Below are 19218 nucleotides of genomic sequence, written 5' to 3'. Positions count from 1 at the left end.
ATTTACGCTTCCTTAATTTGCGCTTTCCTCGCTTAAGCGCTATATCAAATTCATACGCAATAATTTGATATCACCATAGTTTATAGGGAATAAAAACGCCCAAAAACGCACACTAATATCGACTCGCACCTCATGTGCAACATTGCAATACCTCTTATTTTTCCTGAGACGTATTGATTGCCTTATTAACCAATTTCAGTGCTGAACTATTTTAAATAATAGTTTTGCCGCTGCGGATACCTTTTATCTATGGGAAGGAATGGCCCCAACCTGCGCGCCATTTCTACGCACTCTGACGGGAGTATTTCGAATGAGCAAGATCACTGTCCTCTCCACATTGACGAAATCAGAAACCACTATGGAGGGGACTCAGGTCATTCTGAATGACCCCTCTATCGTCACGCTCCACGTGGGCCGCGCCGATATTGCAGGTTACAGCCGCAGCAACGACGATCTCATTGTTCGCCTGACGTCAGGTGAAACCATTACGCTGAAAAATTTCTACGCGGCGGGCAACGGCAGCCAGCTGGTACTGGAGGAGACAGACGGTGCGCTGTGGTGGATTGAAGATCCGCTGGCGGCTGAACAGTACGAGTCAATCGCCTCAACCGAGGCGCTGCTGGCCGGTGGTGCCACCGGTTCGGCAGGTGAAGGTGCAGTATGGCCCTGGGTGCTGGGTGGTCTGGCGGTTGCCGGTGGGATTGCCATCGCCGCAAGCGGTGGTGGTGGCGGCGGCGGTGGTGATGATGATAATAACAATCCCCTCCCTCCGAATCCGGGCGATCCGGATACAACAGCCCCCAATGCACCAACCAACCTGCAACTCTCCACAGACGGCACCACAGTTACGGGCTCTGCCGAGCCGGGCAGCACGGTAACCATTCGCGATGCCAACGGGAATATCATCGGCAGAGGCCAGGCGGGAAGCGACGGCAAATTCTCCATTGGTCTGGACGGCCCCGTTAATGCGGGCGACACCCTTACCGCCACGGCCACAGACAGCGCGGGCAACGTCAGTAAGGAGACCCAGCTTGCGGTAACCGACACCGTTGCGCCAGAGGCACCTACTAACCTGCAGCTCTCCACCGACGGCACCACCATCACCGGCTCTGCGGAGCCTGGCAGCACGGTAACCATTCGCGATGCGAACGGGAATATTATCGGCAAAGGCCAGGCGGGGAGCGACGGTAAATTCACTATCGACCTGGGCGCTCCCGTTAACGCTGGCGAGACCCTTACCGCCACGGCCACAGACAGCGCGGGCAACGTCAGTAAAGAGACTCAGCTTGGGGTGACAGACACCGTCGCACCCGACGCGCCAACAATAGTTCTGGTAAACGACGACGTGGGTAGCATCAAAGGGCCATTGACCAGCGGTCAGAGCACGGATGATACCCGTCCTACCTTCAGCGGGCAGGGTGAAGCCGGTGCTACCATTACCCTCTTCGATAATGGCAAGCAGATAGGCACCACTAAAGTTAGCGCGGACGGTAGCTGGAGCTTTACGCCAGGCAGTAATCTGAGTGAAGGGATCCATAACATTACCGTGAAAGCGACCGACGCGGCGGGCAATACCAGCCCGGCCTCCGCAGGTTTTACGGTGATTGTCGATATTACCCCTCCTGCCGCGCCTACCGCAGCCATCGTCAATGACCAGAGCGGCAGCGTAGTGGGTGTAGTGCAAAACGGACAAAGTACCGACGAGAATCAGCCCGTCCTGACCGGGACCGGCGTGCCGGGCAGCAAACTCACCATCTACGATAATAACGTCGTAGTTGGCAACGTCACGGTACTGCAAAACGGGACCTGGAGCTTCAAGCCGACGGCCCCTCTGAACGAAGGTTCGCACACCATCACCGTGCGGGAGAGCGATGCTGCTGGCAACCTCAGCCAGCCTTCCACCCCCATTACCTTCATCGTTGATACCACGCCACCGGAAGCGCCAACCTTAGATCCGATGGCGCCAGAAGGCATTTTCGTTACCGGCAAGGCCGAGGCGAACAGCACCGTATTTATCTACAGCGGAACGACCTTACTGGGTCAGGCTACGGCGGGTGCAGACGGTACCTTTAGCGTGCGCCTGAACTCAGCGCAAACCGACGGCCAACAGCTGAACGTGGTGGTACAAGATACTGCGGGCAACCGTAGCACCCCAGTAAACTTCGATGCCACCGACTCCGGCTTCCCGGACTCCCCGCTGATTGTTCGTGTGGAAAATAATAACGGCGCGGATCCGGTGGCCATTGGTAACGGTCAGCCGACCAATGACACGACGCCGCTTATCAGCGGTACTGCGGCAGCCAACGCCACGATTAACCTGCTGATCAACGGGACCGCATACGGCCCGATCACGGCAAATGGAAACGGTGAGTGGAGCTTCTCGCCTCCTGCCCTGCCCGATGCCGACTACGTGATTACCGCCACCGCGACAACCCCAGCCGGCACCAGCGGACCGTCGCTGACCTGGAATTTCACCATTGATACCGCCCCGCCGACCGCTCCGGATGACGTTGAAGTCTCCGGAAACGGTACTCAGGTGACCGGTACGGCCGAAGCGGGCAGCACCGTGACGGTGAAAGATGCCGATGGCGATACCATTGGCACCGCGACGGCGGGCCCGGATGGCCGCTTTACCGTCACCATTTCACCGGCTCAGGTCAATGGCGAAGCCATCACCGTGACGGCAACAGACGTTGCGGGCAACCCGAGCACCGTGACCAATGCCAACGCGCCAGATATCACCGCACCTGGGATCCCGCAAAATGTGGTGGTGGCACCCGATGGCGCCAGCATTAGCGGTGATGCGGAACCGAACAGCACCGTCATCGTTCGCGATCAGGACGACAACGTGGTGGGCCAGGGCCAGGCCAACAACGACGGTAAATTCGAGCTGACGCTGGATCCACCGCAAACTAACGGCCAGTTGCTGGACGTCACGGCCAGTGACGGAAATGACAATACCAGCGTGCCGGCGCAGGTCGACGCGCCGGATTCTACCCCACCAGCCGCACCGGGTGACCTGGCGGTAAGCCCTGACGGGACCACCGTCACCGGCACCACCGAGCCGGGCAGCACCGTTACCGTGAAAGATGGCGACACCACCATCGGCACCGGCAAGGCAGATGACAGTGGTAATTTCTCTGTCACGATTACTCCTCCGCAACGCAACGGTGAAAGCCTGGACGTCAGCGCCACCGACCCGTCCGGCAACCCTGGGCCGGCTGCATCGGTGAACGCGCCGGACACAACGGCACCGGAAGCGCCGGTGATCCTGAGCGTCAATGATAACGTGGAGGCCAACACCGGAAATCTGGATAACGGGGCCACCACCAATGACAATACGCCGCTGATTAGCGGTACCGGCGAGCCGGGCTCGACCATCACCCTGCTGAATAATGGCGTCTTCCTGGCGACCGTTACCGTGCTGGAGAATGGCAGCTGGAGCTATACGCCTGCCGCCCTTACCGAAGGCGGGCACCTGTTCACGGCAACCTCTAAGGACGCGGCGGGCAACGTCAGCGGGATATCAAACAGCTGGAGCATCACCGTTGACACCGCCCTGCCTGATGCCCCGACGATCGGCACCATTATCGATAACGTGGAGGGCGGTGCCGGCACCGTCACCAGCGGTCAGCCCACCAACGACGGCACCCCTACGATTAACGGTACCGGCGAACCTGGTGCGACCATCAGCATTCGTCTGGACGGCGAGGAGTTCGCCAGCGTGACCGTTCTGCCGAACGGGACCTGGACCTGGACCCCGACGACACCGATCCCAGATGGGGATTACACGCTGACCACCGTCGCCACTGACGCGGCGGGCAACGTCAGCGAGGCATCGCCTGATTTCACCCTGAGCATCGATACCCGGGAGCCGGGCCAACCGACAATCGGCACCATTACCGACAATGTGGGTCCTAACACCGGGCCGATTGCCAACGGCGCGGCCACCGACGACACCACACCAACGCTCACCGGCACCACCGATCCGGGCACGACCGTGACCATTTATGATGGTGACAACCCGATCGGCACCGCCACGGTTCAGCCGAATGGCGACTGGAGCTTTACCCCGCAGGTTCCGCTGACGGAAGGGCCACATACCCTCACCGTGGTGGCGACCAATCCGGCAGGCACCGCCACGACCTCTACCCCGGTCAACCTGGTGATTGATACCACCGCGCCGGAGACCCCGGCAGCGCCAGCGGTCACCGCCAACCCGGACGGGACCACGCCAACGGATCTGAGCTCGGGCAGTACCACGCGCGACACTACCCCAACCCTGAGCGGCAGCGGTACGGAAGGGGATATCATCACCATCTACAACGGTGACGAAGTCCTGGATACCGTGACCATTCCGGCCGGTGGTGTCTGGACCTGGACACCGACAGAGCCGCTGGACGATGGCACCTACGATCTTACCCTGACGGTGACAGCCCAGGATGGCGCCGGCAACAGCAGTGCGCCGTCGCAGGCGGTCTCTATCACTATTGATACCGATCCACCGGCGGTGCCGGATGTCCCGGTGGTAACCGATAACGTGGCCCAGGGTACTGGCCCGGTGGCGGACAATGGCAGCACCAACGATCCGCGTCCGGTCCTGAGCGGTACCGGGGTGGCGAACGATGTCATCACCATTTACGACAGCGCCTCCGCCAATCCTGGTAAGGTGGTTGGCACCGTTACGGTCGATGCTAACGGCAACTGGAGCTGGAGACCGGAGGGCAACCTCACCGAAGGGGACCACACCTTTACCACCACCGCCACCGATCCGGCGGGGAACGAATCCATTGCATCTGGCGGCATCACGGTCACTGTGGATATCAGCGCGCCGGAAATTCCGGTGATTACGACCGTAGGCGGAGCCGGTAACGGCGGTGCCACGGACGATACTACGCCTGCGATCGCCGGCACCCTGGAGAACGCAGACGGCGATGCCACCGAGGTCATCATCTATAACAACGGGGTCGAAATCGGCCGCGCGCCGATTATCGACGGCGCCTGGACCTTTACCCCAACGACCGCGCTGCCAGATGGGCCGCTGAATCTTACCGCCGCCGCGGTGGATGCGGCGGGCAACCTGAGCGCCACCAGCCCGGTCGTGACGGTCACCATCGATACGCTGGCCCCGTCCGTGCCGCAGATTGATGCGGTAGAAGGCGCCACCCTGGTGGGTGACATACTCTATAGCCGCGACAGTACACCAACCATCACCGGTACCGGCGAGCCAGGCAGCAGGATTACAGTGACTATCGATGGCACAGCGCTCGAAAGTTCACCGACCGTGCAGCCAGACGGTACCTGGTCGATTACCTTACCAGGCAATCTTGCCCTCTCTGACGCCGCCCATACCATCGAGATTGTTGCTACCGACCCCGCCGGCAACACAACTTCCGGCGAGCCGATCTCTCTGACGGTTGACACCACCCCGCCAGGGGCACCAACGGTGACCGCCCTGGCCCCTGAAGGCACGCCGCTTACCGGCACCGCCGAGGCGGGCTCCACGGTGGTGATTACCGGCCCGGGCAATGTTGAACTGGGCCGCGGCGTAGCCGATGCGCAGGGCAATTTCAGCATCGCCCTGTCACCGGCGCAAACCAGCGCGACCACTCTGACCCTGATCGCCACCGACGCGGCCGGTAACCCGGGCGCCTCCACCGACTACACGGTGACCGACTCCGACGTCGATCTGCCGGACGTGCCGGTCATTACCACCATTATTGATGGCGAGGGCGCGGTAACGGGGGATGTGAAAGGGAAAACCTCTGACGACTCTACCCCGACGCTGAACGGCACCGCACCGGCAAACAGCACGGTAAACATCTTCCTGGACGGCAACCCTGTGGCGGTGGCGACGGTGACAGCTGGCCCGGATGGCACCTGGACATGGCCGGTCGCCCCGGCACTCACCGAAGGGGCTCATAGCTTTGCGGTCAGCGCGACACAGGACGGCGTCACCAGTGGGCTTTCACCTGCGGCAAGCGTGACGATCGACCTGACCGCGCCGAACGCGCCGGTAATTGGCGCGGTGACTGACGATGTCGCCCCGGGCACCGGGCCGCTGACCTCGGGCCAGACGACCAATGACGCGCAACCGACCCTCTCCGGGCGTGGCACGCCGGGTGAGACCATCACCGTCTATGACAATGACACCCCGATCGGCACCGCACTGGTCGGTGCCACCGGTAGCTGGACCTTTACCCCTACCGAGGCGCTCGGCGAGGGCAACCACTCTCTGACCATTACCGCCACCGATCCGGCGGGCAACGAGAGCGATCCGTCCGCAGCCTTTACCCTGGTGGTGGACACCGTCTCCCTCACGCCGACCATCACCAACGTGTCGGATAACGTCGATCCCGTTCAGGGAACCATCCCTACCAACGGGGTGACCAATGACAACACGCCGACCCTGACCGGCACCGCTGAACCTAACAGTGTGGTCACTATCTCCGATGGCAACACGGTGTTGGGTACCGCCATTGCCAACGCAAGTGGCACCTGGACCTTCACCCCGACCCTGGCGGAAGGGACACATAACTTCACCGTCATCGCCACCGATCCGCAGGGCAACGTCAGCGACGCCTCAACGCCATGGACGGTGGTGGTCGATACCACTGCGCCAACCCTGCCCGTTATCACCAGCGTGAGCGACAACGTGGAGGGGGGCACCGGCAATCTGACCAACGGACAGCTCACCAACGACGCCACCCCTACCCTCACCGGTACGGGTGAAGAGGGAAGCACTGTTCGTATCCTCGATGGCAACACGGTAATTGGCAGTGTGGTGGTCGGTGAGGGAGGCACCTGGTCCTTCACGCCAGAACCGGCGCTGACAAACGGGCCGCATAGCCTGCGCGTCAACGCTATCGATCCGGCCGGTAACGTGAGCGCGAATTCACCGGTCTTTACTATTACGGTAGATATCACTCCGCCGGCCGCGCCTGCCATTACCAGCGTGGTGGATGATGTCGGTCCGGCGACCGGCACCCTCGCCAGCGGAGCCTCGACCAACGACAACCTGCCTACCTTCAACGGTACCGGCGAAGTGGGCGCCACCATCCAGATCTTTGACAACGATGCGCTGATCGGCACCGCCGTGGTCAGCGCTGCCGGCACCTGGACCTTTACGCCGACGACCGCACTGACCGACGGGCCGCATGTATTCAGCCTCTCCGCCGTCGACGCGGCAGGCAACACCAGCGTCACCTCCACGCTCTATAACCTGACGGTGGACACCGCCGCGCCGAATACCCCAACGCTTCTCAGCGTTACCGACGATCAGGGCCCGAACACCGGAACCCTGACCAGCGGACAGGCCACCAACGATCAGCAGCCAACGCTGGCAGGTACGGCGGAGGCCGGTGCGATCGTGCGTATCCTCGACAACGGCGTGCAGATTGGTGAGACGACGGCCGGGTCAGATGGTCGCTGGACATTCTCCCCTGATTCCGCGCTGAGCAACGGCAGCCATACGCTGACCATTACGGCTACCGATGCGGCGGGTAACGTCAGTACACCGACGCAGGGCTTCGTGGTGGTGGTTGATAACGTGCCGCCGCAGGCACCGCTCATCAGCCAGGCTATCGATGACCAGGGCAGCATTACCGGCCCGGTCGGCAGCGGTCAGCCAACTAACGATGCGCAACCGGTGCTTAACGGCACCAGCGAACCGAACGCCGTGGTGCGCGTCTTTGAAGGCAACACGCTCATCGGCCAGACTCAGGCTAACGCGGACGGCAGCTGGTCGCTGCCTGTCGAAACGGCGTTCCTCGACGGCCAGCACGTGCTGACCGCAAGAGCCGTCGACGCGGCAGGCAACGTGAGCCCGCCATCGCCATCCTTTACCCTCAACATTGACACCCAGCCACCTGCCACGCCGGTGCTGACCAGCGTGACCGACGACGTTCCGGCAGGTACCGGGCCATTGACCACCGGCCAGACCACCAACGACAACCGACCAACCCTGGCAGGGACGGCCGAGGCGGGCTCAACGGTAAGTATCTACGACGGTACGACCCTGTTGGGCACCGTTGTGGCCACAAACGGTAACTGGACCTTCACGCCAACGACACCGCTGGCGGATGGCAGCCATAACCTGACCGTCACCGCCACCGACGCGGCGGGTAACAGCAGCACGGCAACCGGTGGCTTTACCATCGTGGTGGATGCCACCGCACCTGCGGTGCCAGTGATCACCACCATCGTGGATGACGTCGGGTCAATTACCGGCCCGGTCACCAGCGCGACACCGACTAACGACAACCGGCCAACCCTCAACGGCACCGCGGAAGCGGGCGCGACGGTGACCATCTATGACGGCACCACCGTTGTGGGCCAGGCCGTCGCGGATGCGAACGGCAACTGGAGCCTGCCACAAACCAACGTGGCCCTGAGCGAAGGCCAGCATAACTTTACCGTTACCGCCACCGATGCAGCGGGTAACAGCAGCGCCGCCTCGCCCATCACCTCCATTGTGGTGGATACCGTTGCGCCGCTGCAGCCAACCAGCCTGGCGGTGGTTAATAACGGCACCCGCGTCACCGGTCTTGCCGAGGCGGGCAGCACCGTGACGATCACCAGCGCCAACGGTACCGTTCTGGGTACCGCCACGGCGAACGGTGACGGCACCTTTACCGCAACCATCTCCCCGGCACAGACCAACGGCGAAGCACTGCAGGTCTTCGCCACTGACCGGGCGGGTAACGCGGGCACGACCTCCGCCGTGACGGCACCGTTCACGACGCTGCCGAATGCGCCGGTCATTACCACCGTTACCGATGGTGAGTCACCGGTGACGGGCACCCTGACCAACGGTCAGGCCACCAACGACTCCACCCCGACGCTGGCCGGTACCGCGCAGCCGAACTCTACGGTCACCATCTATGATAACGGCGTCTCTATCGGCACCGCACAGGCTAACGGCAGCGGCGCGTGGACCTTCACGCCGACGACAGGACTGACGGAAGGCTCACACGCCTTCACCGCCACGGCGAGTAACGCCACCGGCACCGGCCCGGCGTCGACCTCTACCTCGGTGATCGTGGACACCCTGGCGCCGAATGCACCGCAGGGTACCTTTAACGCCGATGGCAGCGTATTGAGCGGCACCGCCGAAGCCGGCAGTACGGTCACCATCAACACGCCGAATGGTTCGTTCACGACGGTCGCCAATGCTAACGGGACCTTCAGCTACACCTTCCAGCAAAAACAGGTCGACGGGGAGCAGATTACCGTTACGGCGACCGATGCTGCGGGCAATGTCTCCACTACGTTCCCCGTGACGGCGCCGGTTCTGCCGCTCTCTGCCAGCGATAACGCGATTGAGCTGGAGCTGGGAACGACCGCTACGGTGACCAATACCCAGTACAGCGATTATGGGTTCCTGCTGGTGGGCGCGGTGGGTAACGTGCTGACGCTGCTTGGCAACGACACCGCTCAGGTGGACTTCACCGTCGGAGCGGGCGGCAGCGCCAACATGACCATCGACGCTAACGCCTCTGGGGTGGTGCTCTCGCTGCTCAATACCCTTGAGCTGGTGGTGCAGCGCTGGGATGCGGTCAACAACACCTGGACTACGGTAGTGGATACCGGCCTGCCGCAGTTTGCCAACCTGCTGACGCTGGGGGCGAGCGGGGTAACGCTTAACCTCAATGATCTGACGGGCGGGCAGTACCGGGTACTGAGCTATAACACCAACCTGCTGGCGACAGGCTCGTATACTAGCCTGAACGTGAATATCACCGAAACCAGCGCGGGCACCTTGACCGGTGAAACGGCCCAGAGCGGGAACGTGATTGATGACGTGGATCCGACCACGGGCAGCGACACCGCCCCGATCGGGACGCTGGTCACCAGCATAACTAACGCACTTGGCCAGAGCGTCGCGGTTAACGGCACCGGCGATACCGTTGTTCAGGGGCAGTACGGCACCTTAACTATCCGCAGCGATGGTACTTATACCTACGCCCTGAACAGCAATGCCGGTCCATCAGTTCTGGGTCGCACGGAGAGCTTCACCTATACCCTTACCGGTGGCGGCACCACCGACTCCGCGAAGCTGGTGATTTCGCTTGGCCAGGGCACCGTCAGTAACGGCGTGGTGGCGACGGACAACACCGCCTCCCTGACCTTCGATACCACCGTCAGCGCGGTAGATAACGGCCCGTCTTCGCAGGGCGGCTTCACCGTGGTGGGTATCAATCTTGGCTCGACGCTGGGGCTGAACCTGCTGGACGATCTGAGCAATCCGATCATCTACAATGTGGAAGACGGCACCACCCGCACCATGACCATTCAGGCCTCGGTAGGGGGCGTGGCGCTGGCCTCCACCTTTGATCTGTACGTCTATAAGTTCAACGAAGCGACGCAGACCTTCGAGCAGTACCGCACCGTAGCTAACTGGCTGCGTGCCCCGCTGCTCGGCGGCACCTCGCCGCAGTTAACCCTGCAACTGCCGGCCGGGGAGTATCTGTTCCTGCTTAACACGGCGGCGGGGATCACCGCCCTGACCGGTTACACCCTCAACGTGCTGCAGGATCATGTCTACAGCGTAGAGAGCGTGTCGGCCACCACCCAGGGTGATGTGCTGTCGGATGACATCGTGCCGAACGGCACGGTGGTCAGCCAGGTGAACGGCGTGGCGGTGAGCGCCACTGGCGTCACCACCATCGAAGGGGAGTACGGTACCTTACGTATTAACGCTCAGGGGGAATACACCTATACCCTGCGCAGCGGCGTAGGATCCAACGGGATTAATACCCCTGACACCTTCGTCTATACCGTGCGTACGCCGACCGGCGTGACCGATACCGCCTCACTGAATATCACCCCGACGGCGCGTCCGCTGGATGCGGTGAATGATGTGAGCCAGGCGGTTGACGTAGCCTCGGTCCACCATACCGCGGCTTACTCAGACACCACGGTCGGTTCTGCGAGCTGGACATCGGCACTGCTGGGCGCCACCCAGGGCAGCGGCAGCGGTACCTTTGTCGTTGATGCCAATACCGCGCTGCACAACGTGGTGCTGAACTTCAACGTCGCCTCGCTGCTTAACCTGGGCGGGCTGACGGTGAACTGGACCCTCTCTCAGGGCGGGACCACCATTCGTACCGGCTCCTTCGGCGGCGGTATTCTGCTGGGAGGCAACGCTTCTATTAACCTGACCGGCCTGGATCTGGACGCGGGCACCTACACACTTAGCTACACCGGCCGAGTAGGTGCACTGAGCGTGGGGAATATCACCATTACCCCGAGCGTAACCGGCACCAGCTTCTCGCTGTCCCAGTTCGACTCCATCAGCGGCCATACCGTTAACGGCAATATCTTTGACGGTACGGACTCTCAGGGGGCGATGGATCAGCTGCACTCGGTGGATACGCGTCTGAGCATTACCGGCTTTAACGGCGTGACCTCTACGATCGATCCGTACGAGTCCAGCAGCGCCACGGTGACCGTACAGGGGCGCTACGGCACTCTGTCGATCGCCGCCGATGGGGATTACACCTATACCCTTAAAAGCGGTGTTGCGCTCTCCAGTATCACGACCAAGGAAGTCTTCAACTACACTCTGACTGAGGGTGGAAAAACAGACACTGCCTCTCTGACCATTAACATGGCGCCGAAATTTATCAGCTCCGAACATAATGATCAGATTACCGGCACCGTGTATGGCGACACCCTGATTTACCAGGTGTTGAACAACACGGCGGGCAATGCCACCGGGGGCAACAGCAGCGGCGATCACTGGACCAACTTCTCGCTCACGCAGGGCGACAAGATTGATATCGGCGATCTGCTGGTGGGCTGGAACGGACAGAGCTCGACGCTGGGTAATTACATTCAGGTGAGCACCAGCGGCAACAATACGGTGATCTCCATTGACCGCGATGGCACAGGAACCGCCTACGCTAAATCGACGCTTGTCACGCTGGATAATGTGCAAACCACCTATGAGGAGCTGGTGTCCCAGAATCACATCATTACCTAATGACGCTAAAAACAGACCCGGGCGCGTGCCGCCCGGGCTGAACACAATAGAGCTATACCCTTAATCATTCGAGCTGCATGACAAAACGCCTGACGCGTTTTGAGGTCCCCTGCAGCGGCCCCGCAGGACAAGGCCCCGGAATGAATCGGGTAATAAAGCCAGCCTGAATGATGACGGGTATATATTGATTTTTTAGGGATAAAAGCATGGATAAAGTGTCTTGCTGGTGGCTGTCGTGCTGCCTTTTTTCCACCCCGCTTTTCGCGGAGATATCGCCTGCCGTTATTAATCCTGCGCTTTTAAGCGAACAACAGGAACTCCCCGCCTTAAATGGCCGCGTCGCACTGCCAGCCACCAAACCGCCATCCGGAACGCTAACGGTACAGGACGCCGTCACCCGCGCCGTCACCTGGCATCCGACTATTCGCGAGGCGGTGGGCAAGCTCTATGAACAGACAGAGCAGGTGGATGTCGCGAAATCGAAATACTATCCCCAGGTCAATGCCGGGATGGAAAACGGCTATACCCATGACGGCTACGACAACGGTTTTACCCCCTCGCTGGTGCTTTCGCTTTCGCAGATGCTGTACGATTTTGGCAAGGTAGCAAGCCAGGTACGGGCAGAAAGCGCCGGTGTGGCCCAGCAGCAAGCCAACGTCCTGGTCAGCATAGATACTATCGCCCACGACACCGCCCTGGCGCTGGTGCAGGTGCAAACCTGGCAGCAGATGGTCGAGACCGCGAAAGAGCAGCTCGATGCCCTCTCCTCCATCGGCACGCTGGCACGCCAGCGTAATGACGAAGGGGCCAGCTCGCTGTCGGATGTGGTGCAGACCGAAGCCCGCATCGAGGCGGCCCGCGCCCAGCTGATGCAGTATCAGGCAAGCCTGGACAGCTCCCGCGCCACGCTAATGAGCTACCTCGGCTGGGATAACCTCAATACGGTGAGCAATGACTTCCCGCAAAAGCTGGGAAAGAGCTGCGACCTGGCAGAGCCGGATGACCGCCTGGTTCCGGCCGTGCTGGCCGCCTGGGCGCAGGCCAACGTCGCCCAGGCCAACCTGGATTATGCTAATGCCCAGATGACGCCGACCCTTTCACTGGAACCGGAGGTGCGTCATTACCTTAACGATCGCTACTCGGGCAACGATGTGCGCGACCGCACCCAGTATTCGGCCTGGGTGAAAGTCCAGATGCCGCTCTATCAGGGGGGCGGCCTGACCGCTCGCCGTAACGCCGCCGGCCACGCGGTGGAGGCGGCCCAGTCAACGATCCAGCGCACGCGTCTGGAAGTGCGAAGAGATCTGCAGGAGTCCCGCAGCCAGGTGCTGAGCCTGATGAGCACCCTGCAGATTCAGGCCCGTCAGGAAACGCTCAGCCAGCGCACCCGTGAACTCTATCAACAGCAGTACCTCGACCTCGGCTCCCGTCCGCTACTGGATGTGCTGAACGCCGAGCAGGAAGTTTATCAGGCACGCTTTACCCAACAGCAAACCGCCGGACAACTGCACCAGCTTCAGCTGAATTGTCTCTACAACACCGGGCGCCTGCGCAACGCGTTCAGCCTTGATAACCGCACTATTCAGTCCGTGGAGATCCAGCCATGACGCAAAACGATTCAGATCAACAGGCGCCCCTCAGCCAGCAGTCGCTGGAGCTGTGGGCGCAGGCGTTTGGCTACGTGGCGACGCGCTACCGGGTCACCTGCTCCCCCGGCGCGCTGGTCGCCAGCGCCCCCTGGCTAAAAGATAAGCCCAAAATCCCGGCGTTGACCGGGCTGGCGCGCGACGCAGGATTAAGCTTTAAGCTCCTGAGCAACGAACAGGCGTCTATTAACAGCTGGCGCTTGCCGGTGGTGGCGGAGCTGGACGATGGCAATATCGGCGTAATCGAACATTTTGACGGAGAAGATACCCTCGACGTCTGCTTCTTCGACGATAAAACGCACGTCAATCGCCTCTCGATGAGCGCCCTGCTGCCCAAAATCCGCCACGTGGTAGCCTTACGTCCGCTGTCGGCGCTGAAAGACAGCCGCGTGGATGCCTATATTTCGCAATATCGTCCTGACTGGCTCTATCGGCTGGTCATGCGCGACATGCGCCCCTATGCCTACGTGATGCTGGCGGCGCTTTTCGTTAACGTCCTGTCGCTGGCGGGTATTCTCTTCTCGATGCAGGTCTACGACCGGGTCATTCCGGCGCAGTCCTATCCCACCCTGTATGTGCTGACCATCGGGGTGCTCATCGCCACGCTGTTTGGTTTTTTACTGCGAATGGCCCGCAGCCACATCATGGATCTGCTGGGTAAACGCGCGGATTTACGCGTCTCTGACCGCGTCTTTGGGCACGCCCTGCGCCTGCGCAATAGTGCTATTCCCCGCTCTACCGGCAGCTTTATCTCGCAGCTGCGCGAGCTGGAGCAGATCCGTGAGATGGTCACCTCCTCCACGATCTCGACGATTGTCGATCTCCCCTTCTTCCTGCTGTTTGTGGTGGTGCTGGCGATTATCGCCCCGCAGCTTGCGTGGATTGCCCCGGTGGCGGCGGTGCTGATGGTGCTGCCGGGGCTGCTGTTACAGAAAAAGCTGGCGGCGCTGGCGAAGCAGGCGGCCCACGAGTCAACCCTGCGTAACGCGGTACTGGTGGAGAGCGTGCAGGGGCTGGAAGATATCAAGCTGATGCAGGCGGAGAACCGGTTTTTACAGCAGTGGAACAGCTACATCCAGATTACCGCCGAGTCCGGTCTGCGCACCCGCGAGTTGACGCAGAACCTGATCAGCTGGGGAATGACCATTCAGAGCCTGGTGTACGCCGCCGTGATTGTGGTGGGTGCCCCGATGGTGATCGAAGGGGAGATGACCACCGGTGCCGTGGTGGCCGCCTCGATGCTTGCCTCTCGCATGGTGGCGCCCATGGCCACGCTGTGTGGCGTGCTGGCCCGCTGGCAGCAGGTGAAAGCCGCCAAAGAGGGGCTGGACAGCATTATGCAGCTGCCCACCGAGAACCAGCGTGAAGAGACCCCTATCCGCCAGGATGTGTTGCGCGGCCACTACCTGTTTGAGCAGGCCCAGTTCCGCTATGGCGGCGAGGAGCAGCGTGTGGCGCTGCGCATCAACCGCCTGGAGATCAAACCTGGCGAAAAAGTGGCGATCCTCGGGCGCAACGGCGCGGGCAAATCGACGCTGCTGCAGGCGATGATCGGCGGCATGGATCTGATCGACGGCGAATCGCGGATAGATAACATCAGCCTGCCGCATCTCGACGTGGCCGATCTCCGGCGTAACGTGGGGCTAATGACCCAGAATGCCCGCCTCTTTTACGGCACCCTGCGTGAAAACATTACCCTCGGCACGCCGCGTGCCACCGACGAGGAGATCTTCCAGGTGCTGACCATGTGCGGTGCCGCGACCTTTGTCCAGAAACTGCCGAAAGGGCTGGATCACCCGATCATGGAGAACGGCGTGGGCCTCTCGGGCGGCCAGCGCCAGTCGATTTTGTTGGCACGTATGTTCCTGCGTGACCCCAATATCGTGCTGCTCGACGAGCCGACCGCCTCGCTGGATGAACATACCGAGCGCGAATTCATTCAACATTTGCAGGCCTGGCTGGGCAACCGCACGCTGATTGTCGCCACCCACCGGGTGCCGGTGCTGGAGCTGGTAGACAGGGTGGTGGTCCTGAAAGAGGGGATGCTGGTGATGGACGCGCCGAAAGCACAGGCATTAAGCAATAGCCGCATGCAGCAGCAGGCGAACGGACGGGAGTGGAAAAATGAAAATCAGTCAGCGTGACGCCGCGGCGATGGATGACCTTGATAACGCGCTCGGCAGCGAGAGCGGCTATACCGGGGCGCGCAATATTATTCTCTTTACGCTGGCGCTGTTTGTGGTGCTGGGCGCCTGGGCCTGGTGGGGGATCCTCGACGAGGTCTCCACCGGTACCGGGAAAGTGATCCCCAGCTCGCGTGAGCAAAAGCTGCAGTCGCTTGACGGGGGGATCCTTGCTGAACTGATGGTGCATGAGGGGGATCAGGTGCAGGCCGGCCAGGTCCTGGCACGGATGGACCCTACCCGCTCTGAATCCAACGTGGGGGAGAGCGCAGCGCGTTATCGCGCCTCTCTGGCCTCCAGCGCCCGCCTCTATGCCGAGGTGAACGACCTGCCGCTGAAGTTCCCCCCTTCGCTGGCAAAGTGGACCGATCTCACCGCCAGCGAAACCCGGCTGTATAACTCCCGCCGCGCTCAGCTGGAAGATACCCAGCGCGAGTTGCGACAGGCCCTGGCGCTGGCCAATAAAGAGCTCGCCATTACCCAGCGGCTGGTGAAAACCGGTGCTGCAAGCCATGTGGAAGAGCTGCGTTTACAGCGTCAGAAGAGTGACCTGGAGCTGAAGCTTACCGATGTGCGTTCGCAATATTATGTGCAGGCCCGCGAAGCGCTCTCGAAAGCCAATGCCGAGGTGGATATGGTATCGGCGGTTCTGAAGGGGCGTGAGGACTCAGTGACGCGGCTGACGGTCAAATCCCCGGTACGGGGGATTGTGAAAAACATCAAAGTGACAACCATCGGTGGCGTTATTCCGCCCAACGGTGAGCTGATGGAGATTGTACCGGTGGACGATCATCTGCTGATCGAAACGCGTCTTTCGCCGCGTGATATCGCCTTTATCCACCCTGACCAGAAGGCGCTGGTGAAGATCTCCGCCTACGATTACGCCATCTACGGTGGGCTGGAAGGCGTGGTCGAGACCATCTCACCGGATACGATTCAGGACGAAGCCAAACCCGAAGTCTTCTACTACCGGGTCTTTATCCGCACCAATCAGGATTATCTGGTGAACAAGGCAGGAAGGCACTTTTCGATTGTGCCCGGAATGATTGCGACTGTGGATATTAAGACCGGTGAAAAGTCGGTGCTCGACTATATGATCAAGCCGTTCAACCGCGCAAAAGAGGCGCTGAGAGAGCGGTAAGCAAAAATGTAAAAGGGCCTGAGACTGGCCCTTTTAGTCAAGCAAATTCGCGCTCCAGAACATCAACAATGAGCTGATTCTTTGAAACGGCATGTTGTTTAGCTATCGCTGTTAAACGCGATCCCAGACGGCTTGATACGCGCAATGTCAGACGCTCCAGATGCTCCTGACAGTAGGGTTCAATGCCCTCCTCTGCGCAATCCTTAAGATATTCTGTGAGTGAGATTTCACCCTGCTGGCGAAGGCCATCGATACTATTAGCGACAAAATCACAATAGCCGGAAACATTGAGAAATTTGCCCCGAAAAGCGCCAATTTCGGCCTCAAAATTTATTACCGCAGGCTGCCCCATAATCATCATGATATTACTGGTTTTAATCATAATTAACTCCTACCGACTCTTCGAACCATGCCTGTAAACCTTTTACCGCCCCTTTATCCATTACACTCCCCGGGTGCGGTTGATGCGTCAGCCAGAGTGAACCTGAAAGGACAAAACGACGTCTTGAACCATTGCCATTTTTGACTTTACCGCCGAGGTATTGGATGAGACTGACGACATCATCCCATTTGATGCCTGATTTAGGCGGCACCGTCATTACGTCATCAAACGTTTTACGATGTCTGGAATTGAGTTCACTGACTTGTATCATCCTGCATCCTGTTGACGTCCTGTCATGCAACCATTCTAGCTACCGCAACGGAGTGACGTCAACAAGTGACGTCACTCTGGTAGATCATTTGCTTATGGGTACAGAGTGCAGGCAAAGGGGCAATGCCCGGTGAGCATCGACACTCCTTTTGCGTCTTTATGAACTGCATCAGCCCGCATACCTTAACCAGGTTCACTCTGTATCCTGTATTTCCTTGCCACAGCCTGATGACATTTCTGGATATTTCTTAAAAAGGAAACGGTTTTAAATATATTTATCATCAGGCAAGCTCATTTTATAAACAAAATATATTCGATAGATATTGGCCAATAAGAATTCAGACATACCTCTTGAAAATTGACTGAGGTCAATAATCTATGAGATATGATTACTTAAGCCCTTAACACCTCCTCACAACATGGTGAGTTTATTTTATTTTAAACCCTTCAAGATAATTAAGAATTGTCTCAGCAATTTTATTTTTTTATAGGCTATAAGCCCTTACAGCAGTTATGTAAACTTACGTAAAGAACCCCGCCACGTCTGGCACTCAATGCTGAACCGCAACGTAAAAGTAATTTAGCGCTGCGCTTAAGCGGAAGAGCGATGCAATACATCACCTTGCCGCAGTTTATTATAAAAACAACCGAAGCGATAATGTGTTAAAAAAACAAAACCCTCAATGAAATATCTAAAAACATCGATTTGACTCCCGCCGAATAAAAACTAAATTTAATCCTGAACGACATATTGATACGAACAAATCGTATCTTAACTGACATAAATGCAACATGTGAGGGTTGAAATATGGCAGATCAACGTGGTGGTTCAGGTAATTTCTCTCAAGACCGTGAAAAAGCGTCTGAAGCAGGGAAAAAAGGTGGTCAGCAAAGCGGCGGTAACTTTAAAAACGATCCGCAGCGCGCCTCTGAAGCTGGCAAAAAAGGAGGTCAGAATAGCCATGGTGGCGGACGGAAATCTGACAACTCCTAATTAGTTTTTCATCTTACTAGTGAAGTGAAAAATGAGAAAGCTGCGGGCTTGCGGGCTCGCAGTATTTTACTGTCATCAATAACGGAGCGATCTTATGAATATGAAATCTATGGAAGATGTTTTTATTCATCTGCTATCAGACACCTACAGCGCAGAAAAGCAGCTGACACGTGCGCTGGCGAAACTTGCTCGTGAGGCTTCAAGTGAAAAATTGAGCGCCGCCTTTAAAGCGCACCTTGAAGAGACGCAAGGACAGATCGAACGTATTGATCAGGTTGTTGAATCTGAACCAAACCTGAAAATCAAACGAATGAAGTGTGTTGCGATGGAAGGCTTAATTGAAGAAGCCAATGAAGTCATCGAAAGCACCGAGAAAAATGAAGTCCGCGATGCGGCGTTAATCGCTGCGGCGCAGAAAGTCGAACATTACGAAATTGCCAGCTACGGCACCCTGGCGACCCTCGCCGAACAGTTAGGTTATCGCAAGGCGGTAAAACTGTTGGCTGAAACGCTGGAAGAAGAGAAAGCGACAGATATCAAACTGACTGATTTGGCCGTAGGCAACATCAATCAGAAAGCCGGTAAATAATAACGTTGCAAACACACTGAGGAACAG

Annotated in this window: 8 protein-coding genes; 6 read left to right on the top strand and 2 right to left on the bottom strand. The window is 59.0% G+C overall.

The window, feature by feature from the left end; translation table 11 throughout:
- Positions 1-310: 310 nt before the first annotated feature.
- The 4 genes from B3B59_RS04585 (at position 311) to B3B59_RS04570 (ending at position 16956) form a co-directional block, all read left to right on the top strand.
- Positions 311-11986 (top strand): BapA/Bap/LapF family large adhesin, encoded by an 11676-nt coding sequence (locus tag B3B59_RS04585; RefSeq protein ID WP_286808187.1) that lies wholly within the window; start codon positions 311-313, stop codon positions 11984-11986.
- A 206-nt stretch (positions 11987-12192) separates the two neighbouring features.
- Complete coding sequence (locus B3B59_RS04580; RefSeq protein WP_040074352.1) at positions 12193-13593, top strand: TolC family outer membrane protein; 1401 nt, start codon at positions 12193-12195, stop codon at positions 13591-13593.
- A complete protein-coding gene (locus tag B3B59_RS04575; RefSeq protein WP_040074351.1) occupies positions 13590-15776 on the top strand; it encodes a type I secretion system permease/ATPase in 2187 nt (728 codons plus the stop codon). The genes B3B59_RS04580 and B3B59_RS04575 overlap by 4 nt, the downstream gene beginning before the upstream one ends.
- A 10-nt stretch (positions 15777-15786) precedes the next feature.
- Positions 15787-16956 carry an HlyD family efflux transporter periplasmic adaptor subunit gene (locus B3B59_RS04570; RefSeq protein WP_154298883.1) on the top strand — a complete coding sequence of 390 codons (1170 nt, stop codon included), beginning with the start codon at positions 15787-15789 and terminating at the stop codon, positions 16954-16956.
- Positions 16957-16993: 37 nt separating this feature from the next.
- Here B3B59_RS04570 and B3B59_RS04565 read toward each other — a convergent pair whose 3' ends face one another.
- Positions 16994-17338 (bottom strand): type II toxin-antitoxin system HicB family antitoxin, encoded by a 345-nt coding sequence (locus tag B3B59_RS04565; protein WP_040074349.1) that lies wholly within the window; start codon positions 17336-17338, stop codon positions 16994-16996.
- A complete protein-coding gene (locus tag B3B59_RS04560; protein ID WP_046886088.1) occupies positions 17331-17609 on the bottom strand; it encodes a type II toxin-antitoxin system HicA family toxin in 279 nt (92 codons plus the stop codon). Before B3B59_RS04560 ends, B3B59_RS04565 begins: the two co-directional genes overlap by 8 nt.
- 807 nt (positions 17610-18416) lie before the next feature.
- Here B3B59_RS04560 and B3B59_RS04555 point away from each other — a divergent pair.
- Positions 18417-18602 carry a general stress protein gene (locus tag B3B59_RS04555; RefSeq protein WP_040074347.1) on the top strand — a complete coding sequence of 62 codons (186 nt, stop codon included), beginning with the start codon at positions 18417-18419 and terminating at the stop codon, positions 18600-18602.
- A gap of 94 nt (positions 18603-18696) precedes the next feature.
- Entirely contained in the window at positions 18697-19191 is a 495-nt protein-coding gene (locus B3B59_RS04550) for a ferritin-like domain-containing protein (protein ID WP_040074346.1), read from the top strand.
- Positions 19192-19218: the final 27 nt, after the last annotated feature.

It is taken from the genome of Leclercia sp. UBA2479 (assembly GCF_002341985.1).
Lineage (GTDB): Bacteria > Pseudomonadota > Gammaproteobacteria > Enterobacterales > Enterobacteriaceae > Enterobacter > Enterobacter pneumoniae.
The sequence above is the reverse complement of the archived record's forward strand: the minus strand, read 5'-3'. Positions and strand labels throughout refer to the sequence as shown.

Coding starts and splice junctions, on each gene's coding strand:
- B3B59_RS04585 (WP_286808187.1), top strand. CDS start 311: ATGAGCAAGATCACTGTCCTCTCCACATTGACGAAATCAGAAACCACT.
- B3B59_RS04580 (WP_040074352.1), top strand. CDS start 12,193: ATGGATAAAGTGTCTTGCTGGTGGCTGTCGTGCTGCCTTTTTTCCACC.
- B3B59_RS04575 (WP_040074351.1), top strand. CDS start 13,590: ATGACGCAAAACGATTCAGATCAACAGGCGCCCCTCAGCCAGCAGTCG.
- B3B59_RS04570 (WP_154298883.1), top strand. CDS start 15,787: ATGGATGACCTTGATAACGCGCTCGGCAGCGAGAGCGGCTATACCGGG.
- B3B59_RS04565 (WP_040074349.1), bottom strand. CDS start 17,338: ATGATTAAAACCAGTAATATCATGATGATTATGGGGCAGCCTGCGGTA.
- B3B59_RS04560 (WP_046886088.1), bottom strand. CDS start 17,609: ATGATACAAGTCAGTGAACTCAATTCCAGACATCGTAAAACGTTTGAT.
- B3B59_RS04555 (WP_040074347.1), top strand. CDS start 18,417: ATGGCAGATCAACGTGGTGGTTCAGGTAATTTCTCTCAAGACCGTGAA.
- B3B59_RS04550 (WP_040074346.1), top strand. CDS start 18,697: ATGAATATGAAATCTATGGAAGATGTTTTTATTCATCTGCTATCAGAC.